Annotated in this window: 23 protein-coding genes, 1 tRNA gene and 1 pseudogene; 8 read left to right on the top strand and 17 right to left on the bottom strand. The window is 65.6% G+C overall.

From position 1 onward, the window contains the following. Positions 1-4 precede the first annotated feature (4 nt). Genes ABW16_RS12520 through ABW16_RS12530 form a run of 3 tightly spaced genes read right to left on the bottom strand, consistent with a single transcriptional unit; the run spans position 5 to position 3,290 of the window. Entirely contained in the window at positions 5-1,138 is a 1,134-nt protein-coding gene (locus ABW16_RS12520; protein ID WP_047319581.1) for an acyl-CoA dehydrogenase family protein, read from the bottom strand. Between the two features lie 35 nt (positions 1,139-1,173). Further along, the gene (locus tag ABW16_RS12525) at positions 1,174-2,262 is read right to left on the bottom strand and encodes an NAD(P)H-dependent amine dehydrogenase family protein (RefSeq protein ID WP_047319501.1); all 1,089 of its coding nucleotides are present in this window, start codon (positions 2,260-2,262) and stop codon (positions 1,174-1,176) included. Continuing rightward, positions 2,259-3,290, bottom strand: coding sequence for a Rieske 2Fe-2S domain-containing protein (locus tag ABW16_RS12530; protein ID WP_047319582.1), 1,032 nt, complete (start codon positions 3,288-3,290; stop codon positions 2,259-2,261). Before ABW16_RS12530 ends, ABW16_RS12525 begins: the two co-directional genes overlap by 4 nt. Before the next feature lie 108 nt (positions 3,291-3,398). Here ABW16_RS12530 and ABW16_RS12535 point away from each other — a divergent pair, with 108 nt between their 5' ends. Together ABW16_RS12535 and ABW16_RS12540 are read left to right on the top strand one after the other, a co-directional pair. Beyond that, positions 3,399-4,031 (top strand): TetR/AcrR family transcriptional regulator, encoded by a 633-nt coding sequence (locus tag ABW16_RS12535; RefSeq protein WP_047319502.1) that lies wholly within the window; start codon positions 3,399-3,401, stop codon positions 4,029-4,031. A 140-nt stretch (positions 4,032-4,171) separates the two neighbouring features. Then, on the top strand, positions 4,172-4,777 hold the full coding sequence (locus ABW16_RS12540; RefSeq protein ID WP_412178205.1) for a cutinase family protein: 606 nt from the start codon (positions 4,172-4,174) through the stop codon (positions 4,775-4,777). A gap of 17 nt (positions 4,778-4,794) precedes the next feature. Here the strand turns inward: ABW16_RS12540 and ABW16_RS12545 are convergent, their stop codons facing one another. The 8 genes from ABW16_RS12545 to ABW16_RS12580 form a co-directional block, all read right to left on the bottom strand. Next, positions 4,795-5,367 (bottom strand): carboxymuconolactone decarboxylase family protein, encoded by a 573-nt coding sequence (locus ABW16_RS12545; protein ID WP_047319504.1) that lies wholly within the window; start codon positions 5,365-5,367, stop codon positions 4,795-4,797. Then, positions 5,364-5,681, bottom strand: coding sequence for a hypothetical protein (locus ABW16_RS12550; RefSeq protein ID WP_047319505.1), 318 nt, complete (start codon positions 5,679-5,681; stop codon positions 5,364-5,366). Before ABW16_RS12550 ends, ABW16_RS12545 begins: the two co-directional genes overlap by 4 nt. A gap of 101 nt (positions 5,682-5,782) precedes the next feature. After that, entirely contained in the window at positions 5,783-6,343 is a 561-nt protein-coding gene (locus tag ABW16_RS12555; RefSeq protein WP_109519580.1) for an ester cyclase, read from the bottom strand. Between the two features lie 19 nt (positions 6,344-6,362). Then, the gene (locus tag ABW16_RS12560) at positions 6,363-7,133 is read right to left on the bottom strand and encodes a MerR family transcriptional regulator (protein WP_047319584.1); all 771 of its coding nucleotides are present in this window, start codon (positions 7,131-7,133) and stop codon (positions 6,363-6,365) included. Between the two features lie 9 nt (positions 7,134-7,142). Then, positions 7,143-8,627 (bottom strand): flavin-containing monooxygenase, encoded by a 1,485-nt coding sequence (locus ABW16_RS12565; RefSeq protein WP_047319585.1) that lies wholly within the window; start codon positions 8,625-8,627, stop codon positions 7,143-7,145. Positions 8,628-8,638: 11 nt separating this feature from the next. Continuing rightward, positions 8,639-9,559, bottom strand: coding sequence for a reductase (locus ABW16_RS12570; protein ID WP_047319506.1), 921 nt, complete (start codon positions 9,557-9,559; stop codon positions 8,639-8,641). Positions 9,560-9,597: 38 nt separating this feature from the next. After that, positions 9,598-10,455 (bottom strand): SDR family NAD(P)-dependent oxidoreductase, encoded by an 858-nt coding sequence (locus tag ABW16_RS12575; protein ID WP_109519581.1) that lies wholly within the window; start codon positions 10,453-10,455, stop codon positions 9,598-9,600. Further along, positions 10,455-11,330 carry an alpha/beta hydrolase gene (locus ABW16_RS12580; protein ID WP_412178203.1) on the bottom strand — a complete coding sequence of 292 codons (876 nt, stop codon included), beginning with the start codon at positions 11,328-11,330 and terminating at the stop codon, positions 10,455-10,457. The genes ABW16_RS12575 and ABW16_RS12580 overlap by 1 nt, the downstream gene beginning before the upstream one ends. Before the next feature lie 240 nt (positions 11,331-11,570). Here ABW16_RS12580 and ABW16_RS12585 point away from each other — a divergent pair, with 240 nt between their 5' ends. Then, a complete protein-coding gene (locus ABW16_RS12585) occupies positions 11,571-12,272 on the top strand; it encodes a hypothetical protein (RefSeq protein WP_131721493.1) in 702 nt (233 codons plus the stop codon). 49 nt (positions 12,273-12,321) lie between these two features. Here the strand turns inward: ABW16_RS12585 and ABW16_RS12590 are convergent, their stop codons facing one another. Next, a complete protein-coding gene (locus ABW16_RS12590) occupies positions 12,322-14,283 on the bottom strand; it encodes an Ig-like domain-containing protein (RefSeq protein WP_131721494.1) in 1,962 nt (653 codons plus the stop codon). A 297-nt stretch (positions 14,284-14,580) separates the two neighbouring features. Then, entirely contained in the window at positions 14,581-15,690 is a 1,110-nt protein-coding gene (locus ABW16_RS12595; RefSeq protein ID WP_157864241.1) for a hypothetical protein, read from the bottom strand. Positions 15,691-15,939: 249 nt separating this feature from the next. On the opposite strand from ABW16_RS12595, the gene ABW16_RS12600 reads away from it, so the two are divergent. Further along, a complete protein-coding gene (locus ABW16_RS12600; protein WP_047319511.1) occupies positions 15,940-16,701 on the top strand; it encodes a PE-PPE domain-containing protein in 762 nt (253 codons plus the stop codon). Between the two features lie 88 nt (positions 16,702-16,789). Here ABW16_RS12600 and ABW16_RS12605 read toward each other — a convergent pair. Then, positions 16,790-16,863: transfer RNA gene (locus tag ABW16_RS12605), tRNA-Ile, on the bottom strand. Between the two features lie 289 nt (positions 16,864-17,152). Here ABW16_RS12605 and ABW16_RS12610 point away from each other — a divergent pair. Further along, on the top strand, positions 17,153-17,305 hold the full coding sequence (locus ABW16_RS12610; protein ID WP_047319587.1) for a hypothetical protein: 153 nt from the start codon (positions 17,153-17,155) through the stop codon (positions 17,303-17,305). 168 nt (positions 17,306-17,473) lie between these two features. On the opposite strand, the gene ABW16_RS12615 is transcribed toward ABW16_RS12610, so the two are convergent. Then, positions 17,474-18,346, bottom strand: a complete 873-nt coding sequence (locus ABW16_RS12615; RefSeq protein ID WP_047319512.1) for a sigma-70 family RNA polymerase sigma factor — start codon at positions 18,344-18,346, stop codon at positions 17,474-17,476. A gap of 79 nt (positions 18,347-18,425) precedes the next feature. Here ABW16_RS12615 and ABW16_RS12620 point away from each other — a divergent pair, with 79 nt between their 5' ends. Both ABW16_RS12620 and ABW16_RS12625 read left to right on the top strand, forming a co-directional pair. Beyond that, positions 18,426-18,809 (top strand): DoxX family protein, encoded by a 384-nt coding sequence (locus tag ABW16_RS12620; protein ID WP_047319513.1) that lies wholly within the window; start codon positions 18,426-18,428, stop codon positions 18,807-18,809. Positions 18,810-18,867: 58 nt separating this feature from the next. Beyond that, a complete protein-coding gene (locus tag ABW16_RS12625) occupies positions 18,868-19,731 on the top strand; it encodes an alpha/beta fold hydrolase (protein WP_047319514.1) in 864 nt (287 codons plus the stop codon). Positions 19,732-19,733: 2 nt separating this feature from the next. Here the strand turns inward: ABW16_RS12625 and ABW16_RS12630 are convergent. Then, positions 19,734-20,474 (bottom strand): annotated as a pseudogene (locus tag ABW16_RS12630) (carboxymuconolactone decarboxylase family protein). A 39-nt stretch (positions 20,475-20,513) separates the two neighbouring features. Between ABW16_RS12630 and ABW16_RS12635 the strand changes: the two are divergent. Further along, positions 20,514-21,518 carry a zinc-binding dehydrogenase gene (locus tag ABW16_RS12635; protein ID WP_047319515.1) on the top strand — a complete coding sequence of 335 codons (1,005 nt, stop codon included), beginning with the start codon at positions 20,514-20,516 and terminating at the stop codon, positions 21,516-21,518. Positions 21,519-21,527: 9 nt separating this feature from the next. Here ABW16_RS12635 and htpG read toward each other — a convergent pair whose 3' ends face one another. Beyond that, positions 21,528-23,462 (bottom strand): molecular chaperone HtpG, encoded by a 1,935-nt coding sequence (gene htpG, locus ABW16_RS12640; protein ID WP_047319516.1) that lies wholly within the window; start codon positions 23,460-23,462, stop codon positions 21,528-21,530. Positions 23,463-23,507 lie beyond the last annotated feature (45 nt).

Consider the following 23,507-nt stretch of genomic DNA (forward strand, 5'->3'; position numbering starts at 1 on the left):
CTGCTCAGAGCCCGAACTGGTCGTCGATCAGCCCGAGCCAGATCTGGGCCGCGTCGATAGCGACCTTCTCACTGATGAAGGCGTGCTGGGTTCCGGTGTAGATGTCGCGGAATGCTCGTTCGAGGCGACTGCCTTCGCGGATCGCCGTCGTTCCGGCCGCCAGATGTGCCCATTCGGCGCAGCTTCTGGCGGTGTCGGTGGCGTAGACGGCTGCCACTCGCATGTCGGCCCGCAGTCGCGGCGTCAGGTCTTCGCCTGCCGCGACGGCGGACTCGGCCGTGGTGAAGGCATCCAGCACCAGCAGACGAGCGGCGCGCCATGCGGCGACGTGGTGAGCCAGATCTTTCTGAAACGTCGGGCGACTGGCCAACGCCGCCATGTCGCTCATCCGGTATTTGGTGGCTGCCAGCTCCGTCACGTCGTCGAGCATGCTTTTGGCCACACCGAGCGCCCAGGACGCGTGTCCGGCGGCCGTGACCGGCATCAAACCCATCCGAGCTGCCGGCGAGGCACCCCGAAGGGGTACACGGCAGAACAGCGGAAAAGTCCGGCTGCCCGGCACGAACACGTCGTGTGCGCTGTAGTCATAAGAGCCGGTTCCCTTGAGCCCCTGTACATGCCAGCCATCGTTGAACGAGATCTGCGCACGTGGCACCACCGCGACCTGCATGTCGGGTATCCCGTCGCTGACCCAGCGCATCTCGCCGTCGTCCATCGGGAAAAAACCGGCGGCGACGTACTGGGAGTGGCCGATGCCGGAGCCGAAGCTCCAGGCTCCGCTCAACCGGTAACCGCCGTCGACGGCGACGCCCTGTCCGTTCGGAAAGTATTGGCCACCCAGCGTCACCTGATTGCCGTGGGCGGTGAACACCTCGTTGAATCCATCGTCGGGCAGGTAGGCGGCGGCCGCGAACGACGACGGCATGTTGGCGATGCCGATCCAGCCGAACGAGCCGTCCTGCCATGCCATTTCGATCCAGGTCTCGATCATCTCGGCAAACGTCGGCTCGACACCTCCAGCCGCGGCGGGGTTGAACGCCGACATCAGGCCGGTGCGCCACATCTCGTCGACGATGGGGGCGGTCAGCGTGCGGCGCTGCTCGGACGCGGCCGCCTCGGCTGCCACCAGCTCACGCATGCCGCGCGCCAACGCGACAATCCCACCGGCCTCGGTCACGTGCGGAATCGTCCGGCGAATCCGCGCAGTGGCAGGTCGGCGCTGGTCAGCAGGCCCGGCGGCGCCGCCACCACCGACTTGATCGCATTGAGGGCGGGCAACCCGGTCACGGTCATGCCGATCGAGGCGAAGTTGTCCGGATTGGACAGGTCCACACCGGGCTTGGGGAAGATCATGTGTTTGTTGTAGACGCACGGATCACCAGTGACCCGGGTGATGTAGCAGCCCTTGATATTCCAGTTCGGTTCGGTGAACGGCGTCATCTGCCACTCCAGGTGCGTCTCGACGCGCGGCACCCCGTCCACCATCCCCTGATACTTGATGTAGTTGCCGCCCAAGGAGCCCTTCGGCAGGGTGTACCAGCCCAGGTCGACATCCCGGGTGCAGACCCCCAGCTCGTAATCGAACGTCACCTCGTCGAGGGTCAGATCGAAGCAGTCGGCCATCATCAGCACGCTGTCGGCGAAGACTCGGGTGAACTTCTCCAGCTTGGCCGGGATCTCCGGGTCATCGGCCGGCTGTCCGTAGCCCACCTCGATCCAGGTGTCCCTGGAATGGTGACACGACACGTCCACCGACTCGATGGTGGTGATGTTCTCGATCTCGGCCACGTCGGCCGAACACACCACGCCGAGAATCTGATTGAGCCCCGGGTTCATCCCGGTGCCGTAGAACGTCGCACCGCCCTTTTCGCAGGCTTCGGCCAGCAGCTGCGTGACCGGTTTGCCCGACGGATGCGGGTGGTTGCGGTCACGATGCCAGCCGGTGATCCAGTCCGCGGTGGTGACGATGTTGATGCCCGCTTCCAAGATCTGGACGTAGAGGTCCTCGTCGGGGAACACTCCGTGAAACGTCAGCACGTCGGGCTTGGCGGCGACGATCTCCTCGACACTGCCGGTCGCGATGACCCCGTTGGGGGCGATCCCGGCCAGCTCGCCGGTGTCTTTGCCGATCTTGTCCGGCGAATAGCAGTGCACGCCCACCAGCTCGAGGTCATCGCGGGCGGCGAACCGCCGGATCATCTCGGTTCCGACGTTTCCGGTGGCGACCTGGAATACCCGGACGGGTGCGGCGGCTGCGTTCATGCGGTGAAACCTTTCTGCGCGTAGACCTCAGCAGCACTGCCGCCGATGCCGTCGGGATAGAACTGCTTGGCCCACTGGCGGATTGCGGTGAAGCCCTCGTACTCGGCGGTCGCCAGCGCCGGCGGATCCGAATAGCGCTGATGCGACCAGATGTGGATGTCTTGCTCGAACTGACGGATGACTTCACGCCCGAACTCGGCCGCCCGGGCCTCGGCGCGACCAGCGTCGACGGGTTTATGCGGCGACCGGCCGATGTAGACCATGAAGCGGACGTCGGAGGTCGAGTCGTCGACCGGCGTGATCGCCGAGATGGTCCGGTTGTCGATCATCCCCCAGCTCTTGGTCACCGCGATCCCCAAGCCGCCGTTGATGGCTTCCACGCCGCTGTTGACGTCCTCGATCCTTTGACCGTCGTCGCCTTCGAAGGTGATGGTGAAGTCGACATAGGACACCGGTTCGGCGAAGTCGTGGCGGGTGAAGACCGGCACGATCGGGGTCCGGTGCACGTACTTGAAGTGGGCGAAGTCCACACCGTTTTCCAGCACGTACTGCGGGTGCAGCTCCAGGCCTTGGCGAAACAGCCGTTGTTGCGGGTAGTAGTCGTCGGCGCTGCGGTCGTCGAAGCTGGCGAACACGTCCGGCGCGTCGAAGAACGGCGCACGCCCTTGCGCGTCGTTCCAGATGTAGACCGACTCGTTGCGTTCGACGGCGGGATAGGTGGTGATGCGCCGACCGCGGTTGGGCTTGTCCTGGTAGGGAATACAGACGTTGCGGCCCTGGGAGTTCCACTGCCAGCCGTGGAACGGACATTGCAGCACCTCGCCACAGACGGTGCCGCCGAAACCGAGGTGTGCGCCGAGGTGCTCACAATAGGCGTTCATCACGGTGAGCTGACCCGACTCGGCCCGCCAGGCCACCATCTCCCGGCCGAAGTACTTCATGGTGTGGACGTCGCCGATGCCGATCTCGTCGGACCAGGCGACTTGAAACCAGCCTGTCGGGTTCATCGACAACGGCGGTTTGGCCATGTCCACGCGTCCTCTCTGTGGTCTCCGACCGGGCCGACTGTCGCAGCATAGTGCGCTTCGCAAAGGAATCATAGTGGGTGCTATGTAAATGTTGTTAGGATTCGGGCGATGGTTCAATCAGAGGCGCGGCGCAGCAATAGGCGGGGGCTGGCAACCCGCGAGACGATGCTGGACGCCGCGGTGCGCTCCCTGGCCACCGGGGACCCCGGCGCGGTGTCGGCCAGCCGGATCGCTAAGGAGAGCGGTGCCACCTGGGGCGCCGTGCAGTATCAGTTCGGCGACGTCGACGGCTTCTGGGCGGCGGTGTTGCACCGCACCGCCGAACGACGTGACGCCGCGATCTCGGCGTTCGGCAGTGTGAAATCGGATGCGCCGCTGCGGGAACGGGTCGCGGCGATCATCGACACGCTCTATGACGGGCTGGCGTCGCCGGATTCACGTGCGATCGAGAATCTGCGCGCCGCACTCCCCCGCGACCACCGCGAATTGGAGCGGCTGTATCCGCGCACCGCGGCGGAGTTGTACTCCTGGGGCAAGAGCTGGCTGACGACGTGCCATGCGGCCTTCGCCGATCTCGGTGTCGACCCCCAGCGGGTGCGCGAGGTGGCCGCCCTCATCCCGGGTGCGATGCGCGGGCTGGTCTCCGAGCGCCAGCTGGGCTCGTATGCCGATCTCGACGAGGCCCGCCGCGGGCTGACCAATGCGCTGGCCGCATATCTCGAAGGGTCGCGGTCCAGCTAGGGCTGCGGGGATCCGACCGCGGCGGCAGGAAGGGATTGCGGACCACTACTATCCACTTCGTGAGCGATTCCTCGGCCCGCCGACTGCGGCTCGCGAGTTCAGGCGCTGTGCTGGCGGCAGCCTTGCTGACCGCCCCCGTCATGATTCCCGCGGGAACCCCCGGTGCCGTCGCACCGGCTGGTGCGGCATGCCCCGACGTCGAAGTGGTGTTTGCCCGTGGGCGTCTGGAATCGCCCGGGGCCGGCGCGGTCGGCAACGCGTTCGTCAGCGCGCTGCGGGCCAAGACCTCCAAATACGTCAGCCTGTATGCGGTGAACTACCCCGCTGACAATCAGATCGACCAGGGCGCCAATGACATGAGCGCCCACATCCAGAATACCATCAACGGATGCCCGAACACCCGCATCGTGCCGGGGGGCTACTCGCTGGGCGCGGCGGTCACCGACGTCGTGCTTGCGGTCCCCTTCTCCGCGTTCGGCTTCAACAATCCCCTACCGCCGGGCGCCGACGAGCACATCGCCGCAGTGGCGCTGTTCGGCAACGGCAGTCAGTGGGTCGGACCCATCACGAACTTCAACCCGATCTACAACGATCGGACCATCGAGCAGTGTCATGGCGCCGACCCGATCTGCAACCCGGCCGACCCGAACACCTGGGAAGAGAACTGGCCGCAACACCTGGCCAGCGCTTACATCTCGTCGGGGATGGTCAACCAAGCGGCTGACTTCGTCGCCGGAAAGCTGTAGCTGGTCCTCAGCGTCGGCTAGCCGTAACCACGCTTCACCAGGTGGCGTGCACCGGCCGCCATGGCGGCCGGGCCAGCCACCTCGAAGTCGAATGCGTTGGCCAATCGATCGGTGATGTTGAAGACCAGGCTGACGGCCAGCGCGTCCTTGACCTGCTCGGGGGTAACACCGGTCGCCAGAACGGCTCGTACATCGTCGGCGTCGATGCGGTGCTGGCGGGTCAGCTTGCCGAGCAGGCCAAGCGTTGCCCGCAGTCCTTCGGTGATCGGGGCGGTGTCCAGATCGGCGAGGGTGGCGGCTGCGGTCGCATCGCCGTAGCAGATGTTGGAGGTGGCCGTGTGGGCGGCGACGCAGAAGGGACAGTCGTTGACCTTCGAGACGTAGGCGGCCATCAGTTCTCGTTCCTCGATGGACCACGCCGACGGCCCGCGCATCGCTTCGTTGGTGAGGGGGCCACCGCCGTAAAACTCCGGGCGGTAGAACGCGAGCTTGACGGCGTCGACGACCGGCTGCCGTGACACCAGGCGAATGATTCCCAGCAGGGCTTTGGTGCGCAGCCGGTGGCCGTGGTCGAGGATGGTCAGCCTCATTGCGTGCCCCGGTCCTCGGTGGCGCCGGCGAGCGCTTCCAGCGCGCTGGTGTACTGTCGGGTCGCCTGGCCGACCGCGGCGCACACGACGATCTCGAAGATCTGGTCTTCGCTCAGGCCTACGACTCGGGCGGTGTCAACATCCGCGTCGGCCACGCCGTACGAGCGCAGGGCAACCTTGTCGATCAGGGTCTTGATCGGTTCATCCAGCCCAGCGTTGCGGTAAGCCGCCCGACGCAATTCCAGCGGCGCTGCCCCGTCCTTGCCCAGAATGCGTTCCAGCAGCGCTTGATGCAATTCGGTGATGTCGGACATGACTCTACGTGGACCTCCTCGTCTGACTGAGGGTCACATCGGCTGGTCGCTACCGGTCCATTGTGCGACCGTCGGGTCCGTGCCGTCCATATCTGGGCGGCTCAGCTCGACAGACCCGCCGGTGGGGTCTGGATGAGGCTGGGGTCGGGTGCCCCCGACATACGCAGCAGACCCCGCAGAACGCGGATCACCAGCGGCCAGGAACGCGGATCGCGCAGGTTGACGCCGCCGATCAGTTGTTTGACCATGGACAGCGTGTCGAAGTAGATCCGCTCGACTGCCAGGTTCTCGTGCTCATCGAAGATGAAATACGCGGTCATGCGGGTCCGGTGTCGTGATCCGGTCGCCGGAACAGCGCCAAGGGGCCCCAGATGTGTTCCGGTCAGCCAGAATTCGACGATCACCGCGTCGGCGCTGTGGCGCAGCGTGATGATCTCGTGGTTTTGGTCGGGGAAAGCCACCCGGGTGTCACGGTAGTAGCCACGTACTTCGTCGTCGCCGTCGTGCACGGTCAGCGTCGGGATGATCTCGTAGTGGGGACGCGGGAACGTCGCCAGCACGTCGTCCCAGTCCTGACGCACTTCATCCCGGAAATGGTCGAGAACCAGCTTTTCGCGGGCTTGGAGGACCTCAAGAGACGGGATCGCGTAGCGGTCGGTCATGGGCGTTCCCCTCATTGAGTCAAGCGTTGTCCTGCCGGCGAGTTTCACGCTCGTCGCTGCCTTGCCGATACTGCCGCAGCTCGGCACGCACGGCCGCATCGAACGCTCGGTTCAGGCTGGCGTGCGCGGACCGCCGTGCCACCCTGCGCATGGCGTCGACCAGGTCTGCGGCCCAGGCGAGTTCGTCGTCATTGGCCGGCAACCACCCGGGCCCGCGCTGCCGGACCACCTCGGCGTGTCCGCTGCGGGTCAGAAGTTCGGCCGCCTCGTCCAACTTCTTGTCGACTGCGGTCACCGTCTCCAGCATCGCTGCCAGGGGCATCCCGCGCGACATCAGCGTGGCGAGGTCATCGATCTGATCCGTGTCGGCCACCCGGTAGACGTTGTCGACGTCGGTCGGCTCGATGACTCCACTGGTAAGCAAGCGCCGAAGCAACTCCGCGTCGAGGCGGCCCAGCCGCGCCTCCAATTGTTCGCGCGTCATGGTCTGTGACAGCGGACGTGACCACGGCGCGGTCACCAACTCGCCCAGATCGGCCAGGTCCAAAACCTCGACCAGCGCCTCGCCGCGCTGGAGCCCGGTCAGGAACTTCAAGATGTGTTTGACCGTGAATCCCTCGCCGAGCAAACGGACGATCGCCTGTAGCTGCTTAAGGTGCCGGTCGGTGTAGATGGCGACCCGGCCCCGGCGCTGGGGCCGGGGCAACAGACCGCTTTCCTGGTACACCCGGACGTTGCGAGTGGTGGTCCCAGCCTGTCTCGCAAGATCGTCGATCCGGTACTCGGTCACCATGACATCCTAGGCAGTCAGGACCGGGTCACTGCTTGTCTGCGCGGCGGTGATCTTGAAGTCTTCCAGGTTCAGCGTCTTGAGTTGGTTGACGAATTGTGTGGCGAAACCTGGGAACATGGTGGCGTTGAAGCCGTCCTCGGTCAGGTACCAGCTCTGGCATCCGGAATTCCATGTGGTGGACTGCAGGCGTCGCTGAATGTCCTTGTTGTAGCGATCCTGCACCTCGGGCCGTACATCGAGCGACTTCCATTCGTACTGCAGCAGTTTCGAAATGGCGCCGACGATGTAGTCGATCTGAGCCTCCATGTAGACCAGGGCCGAGCTGTGGCCCGGTCCGGAGTTCGGCCCGAAGGTGAAGAACAGATTCGGATAGCCCGAGACGGCGACACTGCGGTAGGCGTAGGCGCCCCTGCTCCATTCCGACGCCAGGTCGCGGCCGTCGATTCCGGTGATCGGGATGGGGGTGCCGGCTTTGGACACCTCGAATCCGGTGGCGAACACGATGGCGTCGAACTGGTGCTCGATGCCTTCGACGGTGCGAATTCCCTTGGGCGACAACCGGGCGATCGGCCAGGTCACCAGCTTGCAGTTGTCCTTCTGCAACGCAGGATAGTAGTCACTGGTCATCAGGAGCCGCTTGCAGCCGGCGGAGAAGTCCGGTGTGAGCTGTCGACGCAACCACGGATCCTTCACCTGCGCGCGCAGGTTCGCCAAACTCAGGGCTTCCACCAGACGCGTGAAGGGGCTGTCCCACACCACGCCGACCGCGACCGACTCATGGCCCCAGAACCAGGCCGACCGCATCAGTTTTTCGGCCAGCGGCACATCCTTGTAGATCTTCTTCAGCCAGCCACTGGTCGCGGTGTTGAGCCGCGGCAGCACCCACCCCGGGGTGCGTTGGAACACCTTGACGGACTCGGCCACCTTGACCAGTTCGGGGATGATCTGCACCCCGCTGGCACCGGTACCGACCACGGCCACCTTCTTGCCGGCGAAGTCATAGTCGTGATCCCAACGGGCGCTGTGGATCTTGTGCCCCTCATAGTCCTCGATACCGGGGATGTCGGGGAAGCTGGCATTGGACAACGGCCCCGAGGCCACGACGACGGTCCTGGCGCGCACCGCTTCCCGGCCGGCCAGGTCGATGGTCCATTCTCCGGCGTGCGCGTCGTAGCTGATCCCGGCGACGGTGTGCTCGAACCGGATATGCGGCGCGATCCCGAAGGTTTCGACCATGCTGTCGATATAGCCGAGTATTTCGGAGCTGCCCGAGTAGGTGTGCGACCAATCCGGGTTGGGCGCGAAGCTGTAGGAGTACAGCCGCGACGGGATATCGCAGGCAGCGCCGGGATAGGTGTTGTCGCGCCAGGTGCCGCCGACCCGCGAATCCCGTTCGAACAGCACGAAGTCGGTGATTCCCTGGTCTTTGAGTCGGATGGCGGCACCGATGCCGGCGAAGCCGGCGCCGATGATCGCTACGGAGATCGTCATGTCCTGCTCCTTCACGCGACCGGCTCGTAGGTCAGTTCCTGCGACCAGGTCGGGGTGTTGTGCACCAGCGAGGGCGGGATGACACCGGTGATCTTGACCAGGGAGTCGGCCAACCAGTGGTACTTGGAGCTGCGGTCGATCACCTTCTTGCCGTGCCAGGAGATGAACTGGTACATCGGCACCCGGCGGGCGAAAGCACTTCGTTCACCGACGCTTTGGAAGCGACGCATGGCCTGGTAGAGGCGTTCTTCATTGACGCCCATCGCCACGATGTTGTCGCGCATCTTGTTCAGCAGCGGGAAGTAGCTCAACGTGCCGATCAGCAGCGCGGGGTTCATCCAGCTGCCGACCAACTCGACCGCCAACTTCCGCATGCTGGCGTGGCCCAAAATGTCCATCACCTCGAAGTCGACGGCCAGGTGACGCGACTCGTCGGAGTTGATCCGTTTGAAGACCTCTTGGGCCACCGGGTCTTTGACCTCGTCGGTGATGAACTTGATCAGCGCGCCGTCCAGGGCCACTTCCAGCATGGGGATGACGGTGCCCAGGATCGACAGCGACATGCCATCGGAGAACTTGTCGAGCCAGGTGATCACCAGCTGGACGTTGACACTCGGAGCTGGAATTTCGTCGTCGTCCAGCATTCCCCAGCGCCGCATCAAGGCGAGCTCGGCGTTCGCGTGCTTCTGCTCCTCGGCGTGGAAGTGTTCGTAAATGCTCTTCAGGGTTGGGGTCGGCGCCTTCTTGGCGAGCGCGGCGAAGCCGCGGGCACCGACGTTCTCGATCCACATCAGGTCGGTCATGAACGGCTTGAGCTTGGCCCAGAGCTCCGGCTCGATCAGGTCGGCGCCGGGGGCGTCCCAGTCGATGTCGACCAAGGCCCACTGCTTGTCCTTGATCTTCTGCAGCATGTCGTCGAGGTTCATCGCCATGATCAGTTCCTTCCTTTCACAAGACGGTTATTCGCAGGTCAGTTCTGGGGAAGCAGGCGGGCGAGCAACCCGGTGCCTCGGACGTAGAGTTCCGGGAAGTGCCGCTTCAGGTGCCAGATGACCGTGGCGTCGAGTTGCGGCACCACGTACAGCCGGCCACTGTCGTGCGCGTCCAAGGTGCGCGCCGCGACGTTGTCCGCAGACAGTCCGGTCCAGTGCGCCAGCTGCTGACTGAGGTTCATCGACCGGGGTGTGATCCGGCCGTCTTGAAAGACGTTGGTCTTCACAAAGGTCGGGCACAGCACCGTGACCGCGATGTCGGTGCCGTCCAGTTCGGCGGCCAGTGTCTCCGACAGCGACATCACGCCGGCCTTCGACACGTTGTAGGCCGCCATCGACGGCGCCGCCGCGAATCCTGCGGCGGATGCCACGTTGATGATTCCGCCGCGTCCGGCTTCCCGCAGCAACGGAGTGAAAACCTCGCAGCCGTAGACCACGCCCCACAAGTTGATCCCGAGCGCCCAGTCCCAGTCCTCGAAGCCGATGTCGCCGACTGACTTTCCGCCGATGCCGACACCGGCGTTGTTGATCACCAGGGTCGGCGGGCCACCGAAGATCTCCTGGGCGCGAGTGGCCAGCAGCTCGATCGCGCCGCGGTCGGACACATCGCACTGCACCGCATGCCCTGTCCCGGTCGGCAGCTGCTCGATCAGCGCCACCGTCTCCGCGGCCCGCTCTGCGTTGATGTCGGCGCAGATGACGTCTCCGCCCCGACGAGCCAACTCCAGCGCGAACGACCGCCCGATGCCGCTGCCGGCGCCGGTGACCACCGCCTTGGCGTTGGCCGTCCGCCGATCGTTGCGAAACAGGGACAGCACCGTGTCGAGTCCGAACATCAGCGCACCGCCCCGAGTTCGTCGAATCGCTGGTCGGCATAGACACCCGCGATGAAGGCCGCCACGCGGCGCAGCGCGGGCTTGGCCTCCGGGGCCAGTCGCGGCAGGGCCTGGAAGACATGCACCATTCCCGGCCACACCTCCAAGGTGCTGACTCCACCGTTCCGGCGTATTTCGGCGTCCAGGTGGCGCGCGTCGGCGCTGAGCATCTCGAACCCGCCCACCTGGGTCAAGACCGGCGGGAGCCGATCGGCCCGGGCGAAATCGAGCCGGAGGCGCACGTTGTCGGGGTCTTGGTCCCGCACGTAGAGCTGCACCAGTCGGCGGGCTGAGGCCGCCGACACCGCGGGGTCGCGCCGCACCTTCTCCTGTTCCTCGGCCAGCTTCAGCGTGAGGTCGACCAACGGCGAGAACAGCACCACACCGGCCGGCTGGAAGCCCGGTTCATCGGCGTGTGCGAGCAACATGTCGCAGGTCAGGTGACCGCCCGCGGAGTCCGCGCCGATCACGATGTCGGAGGCGGCATGCCCCTGGGCCAGCAACCACCGGTAGCCGGCCTCGACGTCGTCGGCGGCTGTGGGGAACGGGTTCTCGGGAGCCAACCGGTAGTCCACGGAGAAGATCGGCAATCCGGTTGCCTCCGAGAGCCTGGCGACCAGCTTGCGGTGAGTCCGCGTCGAGCACAGCACGTATCCGCTGCCATGCACGTAGTAACCGGCCCGCCGGCCGAACTCGACGCCGGGCCCGAGCACCCATTCGCCACGCACCCCCGCGTCGCGCACCGGCATGACCCTGGTGCCGGTCGGCATCGAACCGAGCGTTCCCATAATGCTGGCGATCAGTCCGCGCGCGAACGCGATGCCCGGTCGATTCATCGGAATCATGTTGTTGAGAACGTGCAACGTCCAGCGCGTGGACGTGGCCGCAACCACGGCGCGCGTCGATGCGCGGGTGGGTACTGGCGGCAGGGTCGAACCATCCGGATCCGTCACGGCACACACAACACCAGCAATCGTGCCATTTGTCAATGGCACGGTCAACGGTGTAGAAGTGCGGGCTGGCGAGCGGGCGCCAGCCAGCCGACACTCCTGAGTGTTACCCAATTGAATTTTATATTGCGCTCAGCATCAGCTCACGCTATCGTCCTGAAAAGGGAAAATATTTCCGTTAACTTGATCGGGGGGGATCCCATGGAACACACTCGTCGCGCCCACGCCGCCGTTGCCGTCGCCGTCGCAAGCGCCGGCCTCATCGCCGCCGTCCCCGCTGCCCCCCACCTGCAGCAGGCTGGCGTCCAGCTAACGACCGCCGCAGTCGAGCTCACCGACTTCGCCGGTTCCGCGGCCGCGGCCGCGGATCTGTTCCCGGCCCTGCATGCCAACTTCGAACTGGCTGCCAGCGATTTCCAGCAAGGTCTGACAGACCTGTTCAACCTGGACCTGCTCGGCGCGGTCGGCAACTTCACCCCAGCAGTGGCGAATATCTTGCCGGCCATCCCGGAGAACATCCTGGTGGCTGCCGTGGGCGGCGTGCTGGGCCAGGATTTCGGGGGCTACCTGGCCTTCGCGGGGGATTTCGCTGTAAACCCGCCGTTCACAGACTGGTCTTCGCTGGTTCCCAGCCTGACGGAGATGTTCGAAGCCGGCATCTACGAAATCAGCGCGGGCGTCCAGAATCTCTTCGCTCTGGAGATCGCTGACAGTCTGTACCACACGTTCGCGGGCCTGGACAGCCTGTTCGTCTTCCTACCCGCAATGGTCTTCCTCGGTGTTCCGGCCCTGGTGGGCGACAGTCTGCTGGAGCTCGTCGGCCTGTAAGGCACCGGCGATCAGCGGGCCGCAACGGAGCAGACAGCCCGAGCAGTGGTCATGACACCCTCCCCGGAAACAGCGGGGCGGGTACTGACGCCAGCATCGGCGGCAGGCTCGGTGTGACTGGAGCCGACGGTGCCGCTGGTGGCGTTGCTCCCATGGTCCAGTTGCCGTCGTTGCCCGCGGTGTAAGCCAGCCAGACCCGGTCAACACCGGCCTGGGCTTTGGCGGCCTTGAGCAGTTCGTTCTGGTATCCGGTACGGGGTACCGCGAAGGCGCCCTGGCCGACGCACGCGAGGGCGCCACCGCCGAATTGGCCGGCGCCGCTGCTGATGTGCCAGCCGTCGGGGGCCTGGCAGGCGTAGGGCAGGAACTGGCCGCAGGCCTCGGCCTGGAAGCGGCCGTCGCCGTTGTGCACTGCGCACTGCTGGGCGGGGCTGGACAGCGGTTGACCATAGGACCAGCTCCACACGAAGCCCGCCAGCTGATCGGCGTGCGGGTCCACGAAGTTCGGGCCCGGCGCGTTGGCGCCGCAGCGCATCATCTCGTGGATCTGGTCGGCCGTCATCGGCTGGGCATTGCCGCCGCCGGCGAGCACGTCGACCAGGGTGTTGGAGTCGAAGAACCGCGTATAGGAGCTCTCGAACTGTGCTCTGGTGAAATAGCAGTCAGGGAACTGCACGGTCACCGGCATCCCCTTCTCCTGCACGTTGCTGTCGTTGAAGCCGAGCGCGTCCCACGCCGCGTCGTGGCCACAACCGCTGTTGGTATAGAGCAGCACCTGCTTGCCGCTCGCGAGGATCTGGGCCATGGACACACCCAGCGGTATCGGCTGGGTGTCGCAGGAGGAGCCGGGCTGCACCTGCGCGGGGCGGAACAACAGGTCCCGCGCCGAGGTGTTGCCCAGCGTGCTCTCGATGACCGCGGCCCCGGCCGGCAGCGACTTGCTGATGTCATCGACCGGGTCGTCGAGCCGATTCTCGATGTAGAGGACGATCACCTGGTCGGGGTGGGCGTCCAACCAGCGCCGGATCTCTTGCAAGCCGGAGGCCGCGGTCCGTTCGAAGGTGCAGCCCAGGTGGTTGTCGAAGCCGTGGCACAAGATCGGCGCGTAGCCGCCGGGGGCGCCCAGGCTGGGGTACCAGTGCAGGTCGAGCTCGATGAACCGCATGTCCAAGTCGAGTTGGTTGACCAACGAATACAGCTGGTCGGGGTCCATACCCGACAAGGTGGGTGGGATGTTGGCGTTGGTGTAGTTGAACGAGTTGTGCGTCGCCGGTATCTGGGCCTCCCCCAGCGGCAGGGTCGAGCTCAGCTGGTACTGCTGGGTCAGCGCCTTGTGCACTGGGCCGGCCAGGTAGCTCTGCACGGAGCGGTCGCCGATGGGGCTGCCGCTGCGCAGCGCGCAATAGTCGATCGGACCGTTGACCACTCGGCACTGGCTTGCCACCAGTTGCGCCGCGGTGTCGAGCGTCTTGCACGTCACGGCCAGTTGCCCGGTGGCGACGTCAAAGCAGGCGCTGATCAGTCCGTGCTTGTTACCGCCGAACCAGCTGCACGCATCGACCGAGCCCACCGTGCTGCAGGCCTGCACCAGCGGGTCGGTGACGTCGCCGATCGCCGTGCATACCGGGGTGAAGGCCGGGCCCAGGTCGGTGCAGGCGGTCGCCAGTGACGGCGGCGCCGAAGCGGGCGACATGACTTGGATGCCGACGGTGGCCGGCGTCGAGACCGTCGCGCCGTCGGTCGTGGCGTAGCTGAAGGCATCGGTACCGACAAACCCATTGGCCGGTGTGTAAGTGAAGGTGGCGCCGCTGATGGTCGCCGTGCCGTGTGCAGGTGGGGTGACGATGGCGAACTGGGTGGCCGGAATAGCCGGGACGGCAACCAGTCCCGCACTCACCGGGGTGGCCGTGGTGGTCACGGCCACCACGTTCTGCGCCTGGGTGATCGCCGCCGACGCCGACCCCGGCAGTCCCAGCACGGCCCCCGCGCAGACGGAAAGTACTGACAGCACTGCGATTACCGCGGTCAAACGCAGTCGGCGGGTTGGGAGCCCCGTCGTGGCGGTCCACCCGGGGTGGCGCCGAGAACGCTCAACTGCCGCCCCATCGACCACGGACCAAACTCCTTATTCGGTTACGACACCGACTCGCTCACGGAACACTCAGGCAACTTCCGTAACAATGAGCATCAAGAATCACACCCGTAACACGACACGATCACAGATCGAACTCAATGAATTTTGCTGATTAACTTGGCTTCTGCGCACTTCGGCAGGTCGCCACGCGAGGCGTGGCAAACGCCGAACGGTTCAGAAATCCGGCAGTAGAGCGCTCGGCTGCACCGAGTCGCCCATGACGAAGTCGCCGAGATCCGGCGGCAGCGGATCATTGATCGGGGCGGACGGGGCGCCGATCGACTCGGCGACGGCACGGGGCAGAAAATTCACCAGGGCATCGACAAAACCCGTTTGGTTCACATCCTCGAAGGGCGCGAGAAGGCCGGCCAGGCCCGGGCTTTCACTGTTGAGATAAGCGTTGAGGAGTTCCGCCGGTGCGCCGATCAGCCCGAACAGTGCACCGGTGATATCCCCGGCCGACACGTCGTCGACGATATTGCGGGCCACCGTCTCGAACTCGGCGACGACGGCCTGCACGGAGCTCAGCGCGGCAAGGCCGACCGGCACCTGCAATGCGTGCAGGGCGGCCATAGACGCGTTCACGACATTGCCGACGATGTTGTAGGGAATCGCCAGCAGGTGATCCACCAGACCGGCGACCGGAAAAATACTCAGCACGATGATGATCCCCTGCCCCAGCGCCGCGGTGATATCGCTGGACGAGATGGCGTCGAACAGCGTTTCGAGCTGGCCGGGCAGGTTGATAACTCCGTCGACGAACGACTGGGCGGTGGCGCCGAGCAAGTTGAACGTCGTCTGCGCGTAGTCGAACCAGTTGGTGGCCAGCTGGACCACCGTGGGCAGCGGGTCGTCCAGCCAGTGCGCGCCGATAGTGCCCAGATTGTTGAAGGTGTTGGTAATCAGGTCCACATACGGGTCGAAGGGACTGGCCGTCAGGTCGACCGCGCGCACGACAACGTCGGGGGGCGGCGCCGCCGACGGCGTCGCGATGAGGGTTCCCGCGGCCAATGCTGCGATGCCGACGGTGATACCGGGGTGCCTGACTGATCCCACAACACTCATTTCGTGACTGGAGCCACTACGGTAACTCTGGGCACGCTGGTCAACCGCGGGAATGGGTGATTTTTGGGCATACCGCCTGCGAGCCGGGCGACCGCCATAGGAGCCGGGCCGCACGAGACGCGGCGGCGTCGACAACGGAGCGGTGTTGCAGCCGGTTGCAGCGCAATGAGCGGGTAGGTGGCGGCCGGCAATCCCTTGGTTGAGTCCCCAGATGCGCACCTAAGTCTTCTTATTCCCGCCCGCTGACTCCTTTAGCACATCAACGGGCCGGACGTTGCCGGTTTCATTCAGCGAATCTTTCAAATCCAAAGACGGAAATTGACGCTACTTGCAATAATCCTGTCAGTTGCCAACTGACTGCACAGCCTACGATCCGACATCTGCTGGGGGCATGTCGGAAGACGTAATCGCCTGCCGTGCAATCAGCTTGGCGACATCACCAGTGATCGCTACGAACAAGGGGGTTCGATGAAGCAAATCATCTTCGGCGTCGCACTGTGTGGCGCCGCGTTGGCGTTCGCCGGTGCAGCCAACGCCGCCAACGATAACCAGTACGACTTCCTCTACGGCTCGACCGACGCGTTGGTCCTGGGTCCAACGGGCATCGCGACACCGACCGCCAACTACATCAGCAACGGGATCGACCTGTACCTCGATCCGCTCGGTTATGGCGGCACCGTCGCGTCTTCCGTGGCGCTGAGCATCCCCAACAGTTGGGACTTCCTTGAGAGCGTCCCGCAGGGTCAAACCATCCTCGTCGACGCGATCCTCGCCGACTACAACGCCGGCGAGATGGGCTGCGACGCCTCCGGCGCGTGCAGCGACCCGCTGACCATTTTCACCTACTCCCAGAGCAGCCTGATCGCCTCCTACGCCCAGGAGCAACTCGCTGATGCCGGAGTGCCCACCGACGCTTTGCGTTTCGTGATGCTCGGCGCCAACCCCGCCGCCGTCCCCACCGACCTCTACCCCACCGAAGTGTTCAACATCCAAGGCGACGTCTTCGCGGACAACTTGGGCAAGAGTTGGTGGGACCTGCTGTTCGGAAACACCAGTTGGCAGGACCTGCTGTACGGGCTGGCACTGCATCAGGTCTACCTCGGGTTGACGCCAGACCAAATCGACTCGGCCACATCGGTTGTCGACGGGATGACCACGTTCAACGAGATTCCCACACTCGACACCGGCGACCTGATCCAAGCGCTGTTCAATTCGTTCTTTGCGGTGTGATTTCTAGATCGGGCGTTGAGCCGTGCGGTTGCGGTGCGGTCGCACGGCTCAGCTCCACTTAGAGAGCGACTCGTAGTAGGGCTCGTAGTAGGGCGGGCGGGGCTCGAACCCGCGACCAATGGATTATGAGTCCACGGCTCTAACCAACTGAGCTACCGCCCCTGATACGCATGCGCGCGGGAACCATCGTGCCATGCCGCGCCAGCAGCGTCTCCATGCGCCGCCGGCCCCGCTCCACGCCGTCATGATCTGTTCGTCGACGACTTCGCATCCGCTGTCGGCCGCGCTGGCGGGGAGCTGCCCGCCGGCCATCGGCGGTTGACTTCCCGGCCACAACATTCGGCTGATCCACGGCCGGCGAAACACCGGGCCCTTCCGCAACGTCACGCGCCAATGGCCGCCTAACATCTTTATATTGCAATGTCTGCATATGTTCTGTATGGTTACCACCATGAACACGACAGAGCACCAGACCCACACCCACACCGAACACACCCACGGCCCCGACTGCGGCCATGAGGCAATTCAGCACGGCGACCACGTGGACTACCTACACGATGGTCATCGTCACGCCGCTCACGGCGACCACTACGACGAGCACTGATCGCTCGCCGCGTGGCCGTGTACGCAACGTCGGCAATGGACCGTGCGCAACCGATGAGGAAGGCCACGCAACAGCGGGGCCTTCCTCATTTGCAGGTAACCAACTGAGCTAGGTCCCTACCTACGGCGGGTGTGCCCGCCCCCGGACCCGCTGATTAAGAGTCAGCTGTTATGCGTCCGGCGGATCGGGCAACTCCATGCCGGCCAACCGCACCGGGTCCGTGATCGACACGATGCCCACCAGGCGACCGTCCCGCACCGTGCACGCCATCAAGGCCAGCGGCCGGCCCGTCGGACCCCAGCCCACGATTCCCGGCTCGCCGTTGACCAGGACACGGCGCGCGGTGATGCGCGCCCCCTGACCTCGACGGACCGCCTCCACGACCGCACTGGCCCCGGTCGTGACGGTCACACCGCGGACCGTGTGCTGACGCCACGTGACCTCGGGATCGAGCACCCGCAGGAGAGCGTCGAAGTCCCCTCCCTGCGCGGCGGCCAGGAAGGCATCGACGACCTCCCGCTGCACATGCCGATCCCCCGCCGGCGTGGGTACGTCCCGGACCTTGCGGCGCGCCCGGCTGGCCAGCATCTTGGCGGCATCAGCCGACTTCCCGACGATCGGACCGATCTCGGCGAACGGAACGGCGAACATGTCGTGCAGCACAAACGCGAGCCGCTCATCGGGGCGCAGCGATCCCAGCACGACCAGCAGCGCCAGCCCGACTGAATCCGCCAGCACCGCAGCGTCTTCGGGAGTGTCGCTATCGTCGGTCACCACGAGTTCGGGAAGGTCTTGATCGGTCGAGATCTCGGGCCGGGCGGCGCGTGAACGCAGGGTGTCGATGCAGATGCGGCTGATCACCGTCGTCAACCACGCCGGCAGGTTGTCGATCGCATCGACGTCCTGGCGGGACAGCCGCAACCACGCCTCCTGGACCGCATCTTCGGCGTCCGCCCCCGAGCCCAGCACCCGATACGCCAGCGCCAGCAATCGGTGACGCTGCTGCTCGAATGCCTGCGCCAGTTGCGACTCGGTCGTCATCGGTTACCTCTCGTGGTGCCGGTCCGTCATAGGTAATGACGAACCCCACCCGATCGAGGTAACCACGAAGGAGTACACCATGAACACCGCCCTGTGGACCATCGCCGGCGTCGCCGCCATCGCGTATTTCATCGGCGGCGCCATTCAGGTGCTGACGCCCAAAGAGAAGATCCGGTCACTGGGTGCCAGCCAGCACTGGGTCGACGACTTCAGCAGCGGCCACATCAAGGCCATCGGAACCATCAAGATGATCGGTGCCCTCGGCCTGATTCTCCCGGCGGCGCTCGGCGTGGCACCCGTGCTCGTGCCGCTGGCGGCCTGCGGCCTCATGCTGTTCATGGCTGGCGCCGCCACCACCAGATTCCGCCGCAGCGAGTGGGGGCACATGGCCGGCGACGTCGCGTTTCTGGCTGTGTTCGCCTTTCTCGCCTGGGGCCGGTTCGACCTGCAGCCATTCGTCTGAACGGTGATTCCCGACGACACCGTGACTGCCGCGGTGGGCCCCGGCTTACGATCCCAAGATGACCGCCGAAACGTTCGTCACCCACGCCCCCGGCGATGTCCGGATCATCGCCGACCGGCACGGTGATCCCGACGCACGTGCGGTGGTCTTCCTGCACGGCGGCGGGCAGACCCGCCGCTCCTGGGCCCGGGCCGCCGCGGCGGTGGCCGAGCGTGGCTGGCAGGCGGTCACCGTTGACCTGCGCGGCCACGGCGAATCCGATTGGGCCAGCGAGGGCGACTACCGGTTGGTCAGCTTCGCCGCCGACGTCCACGAGGTGCTGCGCACCCTGCCGCCGGACCCGGTACTGGTCGGCGCCTCACTGGGCGGGTGTACCTCGATGCTGCTCTGCGGCGAACTGGCTCCCGGTGCGGCGAGCGCAGTGGTGCTCGTCGACATCGTCCCGAACATGGACGCCGGCGGTGCCGAGCGGATACAGGCGTTCATGGCTGAGCGGATGGAGTCCGGCTTCGGCTCCCTCGACGAGGTCGCCGACGCGATCGCCGCCTACAACCCGCACCGACCCCGCCCGGCGGACCTGAACGGGCTCACCGCCAACCTGCGCCGCCGCGGTGACCGTTGGTATTGGCACTGGGATCCGAAGTTCGTCAACGGCAGCGAGGAACTGGCCCCGCTGGAGATCCACGACGTCGACCGGCTCAATGCCGCGGTGCAGACCATCCTCGACGGCGGCGTACCGATGCTGCTGGTACGCGGTCAGCTCAGCGACCTGGTCAGCGCCGCCAACGCCGAGGAGTTCCTGGCCCGGTTCCCGCAGGTGGAGTTCGTCGACGTTGCCGGGGCCGGTCACATGGTCGCCGGGGACCGCAACGACATCTTCGCCGACGCCATCCTGGGCTTTTTGGCCCGTCACTCCGCCTGAGCTCAGCCGAATACGGTCTGGCCGTCGGCATCCAGCAGATAGCGCTCGGTGCCGTCGGCGACCCGCGGCGCGTCGGCGGCCAGTGCCACCGCAATCTTGTTGCCGGCGTTGCGCATCACGTCCAGGGTCAGCTCGATGGCCTGCTCGTCGGTGAAGTGCCGGCGCACTGCAGCGGCTACGTCGGCGTCGATGTGCGCCGGCGTCCAGATCAGCTCGTCGACGTAGCGCAACGCGGCCTTCTGCGCATCGCTGAGCAGCACCGACTCCTCGAAACGTTCGATGTCGTCGTAGAGCGATTCGGAGCCTCCGGCGTCCAGCGCAGTCGTCTCGCGCAGTGACTTGCACAGCCGGCAGTTGTGCTGGGCCGCACCGCGCAGCCGTACCACCTCCGAGGTCACCGCGTCCAGCGACCGCAGCCGGGCCACAACCGGCATGAACCCGTTGAACAAGGCATCGGCCAGATGGCCCGACGCGTCGCGCTCAACCGCAGGTGGCGGCAGCGCCACCCCCAGGGCATCGAGGCCGGCACGCACCCGTGGCGCGAAGTCCGCGATGAACATCTGCACGACCGCACCGAACGTCTGCTCCCCCAGTGCCTCCCGCAGCCGGTCCCGCTAATCATCGGTGATCATCGAAACATCGACACGGAACTGCTCGGCGAACTCGGCCACCGCGGGATCGGACTCGGCCGCCACTTCGCCCGACAACGCCACCAACCGGTTCAGCTCATCGAGAACGTCCATCTCAAGGATTATGGACCGCGCGGCAATAGGCTGAAACCCATGCGCGTCGTCGTCATCACCAAACACGGGCCCCCGTCGGTGCTGCAGGTGCAGGATCGCCCCGACCCTCCGCCGCCCGCCAGCGGCCAGGTGCGGATCGGGGTGCGTGCGGCGGGCGTGAACTTCGCCGACCACCTTGCCCGGGTGGGTCTGTATCCCGATGCGCCGAAGCTGCCCGCCGTGGTCGGCTACGAGGTGGCCGGGACCATCGAGGCGGTCGGTGACGGTGTTGACCCGGCCCGTATCGGCGAGCGGGTGCTGGCCGGCACCCGTTTCGGCGGCTACGCCGAGATCGTCAACGCCAACGCCAACGACACGGTCACCCTGCCGCCGTCGATGAGCTTCGAGGAGGGCGCGGCGATACCGGTGAACTATGCGACGGCGTGGGCGGCGCTGCATGGCTACGGGTCGCTGCGGGCGGGCGAGCGCGTGCTGGTGCATGCCGCGGCAGGCGGCGTCGGCATCGCGGCGATCCAGCTGGCCAAGGCTGCCGGGGCCGTCGTGCACGGCACCGCGTCACCGGGCAAACACGCCCAGCTCGAGGCGCTGGGCATCGACCGCGCCATCGACTACCGCCGCAAAGGCTGGTGGGACGGCCTGCCGTCGTATGACATCGTGCTCGACGGGCTCGGCGGCACCTCGCTGCGGCGCTCGCTGAAGTTGTTGCGTCCCGGCGGACGCCTTGTTGCCTACGGTCTTTCGTCGCTGCAGCAGGGTGAGAAGCGGTCGCTGCTGCGGGCGGCGCCGCAGGCGCTGGCGATGCTGCGCGGTTTCAGTCTGATCACGCAGATGGAGCAGTCCAAAGCCGTCATCGGCCTGAACATGCTGCGGCTGTGGGACGATCGGGGCACCCTCGGACCCTGGATCGCCCCACTGTCCGAGGCGCTGGCAGGCGGGACCGCGGCCCCGGTGGTGCATGCGGCGGTGCCGTTCGCGAATGCGCCCGAGGCCCACCGCATTCTGGCCGCCCGCGAGAACGTCGGCAAAGTGGTGCTGGTGCCCTAACGGCCGCGCTCAGACGGTGCGGGCCAGCCGGTGCGCCAGCAGCTCGGCGAAACGCGCCGGATCCTCCAGCGCCCCACCTTCGGCCAACAGCGCTGTGCCGTAGAGCAGCTCCGCGGTCTCGGCCAAGTCGGCATCCTCGCCGCCGCGCTCGCTGTGCGCCTGGCGCAGACCGGTGACCAGCGGATGGTGCGGGTTGAGTTCGAGGATGCGCTTGCCGACCGGAACCTCCTGGCCGTTGGCGCGGTAGATGCGCGCCAAGGCCGGGGTCATCTCGAAGGTGTCGGTGATCAGGCAGGCCGGTGACTCGGTCAGCCGGGTCGACAGCCGCACCTCTTTGACGTGCTCGGTCAGCGTCTGCTCCAGCCACGCCAGCAGGTCGGCGAAATCCTTCTGCTGTTCCTCGCGCTGCGCCTCGTGCGCGGCCTTGTCCTCCTCGGAGTCCAGATCCACCTCACCCTTGGCCGTCGACTGCAGGGGTTTCCCGGCGAAGTCGGCGACGGTGTTGACCCAGATCTCGTCGACCGGATCCGTGAGCAGCAGCACCTCGTAGCCCTTGGCCTTGAACGCCTCCAGGTGCGGCGACTTCAGCAGCTGCTGGCGGGATTCGCCGGTCGCGTAGAAGATCTGCTCCTGGCCGTCTTTCATGCGTTCGACGTACTCGGCCAGCGTGGTCGGCTCGGAGTCGCTGTGCGTCGAGGCGAACGAGCTGATCGCAAGCAGGGCCTCCTGATTGTCGAAGTCGGAGAGCAACCCCTCCTTGACGACGCGGCCGAACTCGGTCCAGAACGTGCGGTAGTCGTCGGGCCGCTGCGACTGCAGCTCCTTGATGGTCGACAACACCTTCTTGGTCAACCGCCGGCGAATCGCGTTGATCTGGCGGTCCTGCTGCAGGATCTCCCGGGAGACATTGAGCGACATGTCCGCTGCGTCGACGACGCCCTTGACGAAGCGCAGGTACTCGGGCATCAGCTGGTCGCAGTCGCCCATGATGAACACGCGCTTGACATACAGCTGGACGCCGACCTGGGCGTCCCGGTTGAACAGGTCGAACGGGGCGTGCGACGGGATGAACAACAGGGCCTGGTATTCGAAGGTGCCTTCGGCCTTCATCGCGATGACCTCGAGCGGGTCGTCCCAGGCGTGCGCGATGTGCTTGTAGAACTCGTTGTATTCCTCTTGCGAGACTTCGTCTTTGGGACGCGCCCACAGTGCCTGCATCGAGTTCAGCGTCGCGGTCTCCACCGTGACCGTCTCCTCGCCACCTTCTTCGGCAGCCGGCGTCCGGCGCTCGACCTGCATCCGGATCGGCCAGGCGATGAAGTCGGAATATTTCTTGACCAGGCCACGGATCGTCCACTCCGCGGTGTAGTCGTGCAACGCGTCTTCGGCGTCTTCGGGCTTGAGGTGCAAGGTGATCGACGTGCCCTGCGGCGCTTCCTCAACGGGTTCGATGGTGTAGGTGCCGTCACCACTGGATTCCCACCGGATGGCTTCGCTCTGGCCGGCTTTGTGGGTGACCATCTCAACCTTGTCGGCGACCATGAACACCGAGTAGAAGCCGATCCCGAACTGGCCGATCAGCTCTTCGGATGCTTTGGCGTTCTGCGCTTCGCGCAGTTGCTGGCGCAGCTCGGCGGTGCCGGAGCGGGCCAGCGTGCCGATCAAATCCACCACCTCATCACGCGACATACCGATGCCGTTGTCGCGGACCGTCAGGGTGCGGGCCGTCTTATCCACCTCGATCTCGATGTGCAGGTCGGAGGTGTCTGCCTCGAGGTCCTTGTTGCGGAACGCCTCGAGCCGCAGCTTGTCCAGTGCGTCGGAGGCGTTGGAGATCAGCTCCCTCAGGAACGCGTCCTTGTTGGAGTAGACCGAATGGACCATCAAATCCAGCAGCTGTCGGGCCTCAGCCTGAAATTCCAGCTGCTCCACACGTTCGCTCATAAGCGCCAAATTTTACCGACGCCTTCGTCGCGTTCCTCGGGGGGT

Origin of the sequence: Mycolicibacter heraklionensis (assembly GCF_001021505.1) — a bacterium.
Lineage (GTDB): Bacteria > Actinomycetota > Actinomycetes > Mycobacteriales > Mycobacteriaceae > Mycobacterium > Mycobacterium heraklionense.

Coding starts and splice junctions, on each gene's coding strand:
- ABW16_RS12520 (WP_047319581.1), bottom strand. CDS start 1,138: ATGCGTGAGCTGGTGGCAGCCGAGGCGGCCGCGTCCGAGCAGCGCCGC.
- ABW16_RS12525 (WP_047319501.1), bottom strand. CDS start 2,262: ATGAACGCAGCCGCCGCACCCGTCCGGGTATTCCAGGTCGCCACCGGA.
- ABW16_RS12530 (WP_047319582.1), bottom strand. CDS start 3,290: ATGGCCAAACCGCCGTTGTCGATGAACCCGACAGGCTGGTTTCAAGTC.
- ABW16_RS12535 (WP_047319502.1), top strand. CDS start 3,399: ATGGTTCAATCAGAGGCGCGGCGCAGCAATAGGCGGGGGCTGGCAACC.
- ABW16_RS12540 (WP_412178205.1), top strand. CDS start 4,172: ATGATTCCCGCGGGAACCCCCGGTGCCGTCGCACCGGCTGGTGCGGCA.
- ABW16_RS12545 (WP_047319504.1), bottom strand. CDS start 5,367: ATGAGGCTGACCATCCTCGACCACGGCCACCGGCTGCGCACCAAAGCC.
- ABW16_RS12550 (WP_047319505.1), bottom strand. CDS start 5,681: ATGTCCGACATCACCGAATTGCATCAAGCGCTGCTGGAACGCATTCTG.
- ABW16_RS12555 (WP_109519580.1), bottom strand. CDS start 6,343: ATGACCGACCGCTACGCGATCCCGTCTCTTGAGGTCCTCCAAGCCCGC.
- ABW16_RS12565 (WP_047319585.1), bottom strand. CDS start 8,627: ATGACGATCTCCGTAGCGATCATCGGCGCCGGCTTCGCCGGCATCGGT.
- ABW16_RS12570 (WP_047319506.1), bottom strand. CDS start 9,559: ATGGCGATGAACCTCGACGACATGCTGCAGAAGATCAAGGACAAGCAG.
- ABW16_RS12575 (WP_109519581.1), bottom strand. CDS start 10,455: ATGTTCGGACTCGACACGGTGCTGTCCCTGTTTCGCAACGATCGGCGG.
- ABW16_RS12580 (WP_412178203.1), bottom strand. CDS start 11,330: ATGAATCGACCGGGCATCGCGTTCGCGCGCGGACTGATCGCCAGCATT.
- ABW16_RS12600 (WP_047319511.1), top strand. CDS start 15,940: ATGAAGCAAATCATCTTCGGCGTCGCACTGTGTGGCGCCGCGTTGGCG.
- ABW16_RS12610 (WP_047319587.1), top strand. CDS start 17,153: ATGAACACGACAGAGCACCAGACCCACACCCACACCGAACACACCCAC.
- ABW16_RS12615 (WP_047319512.1), bottom strand. CDS start 18,346: ATGACGACCGAGTCGCAACTGGCGCAGGCATTCGAGCAGCAGCGTCAC.
- ABW16_RS12620 (WP_047319513.1), top strand. CDS start 18,426: ATGAACACCGCCCTGTGGACCATCGCCGGCGTCGCCGCCATCGCGTAT.
- ABW16_RS12625 (WP_047319514.1), top strand. CDS start 18,868: ATGACCGCCGAAACGTTCGTCACCCACGCCCCCGGCGATGTCCGGATC.
- ABW16_RS12635 (WP_047319515.1), top strand. CDS start 20,514: ATGCGCGTCGTCGTCATCACCAAACACGGGCCCCCGTCGGTGCTGCAG.
- htpG (WP_047319516.1), bottom strand. CDS start 23,462: ATGAGCGAACGTGTGGAGCAGCTGGAATTTCAGGCTGAGGCCCGACAG.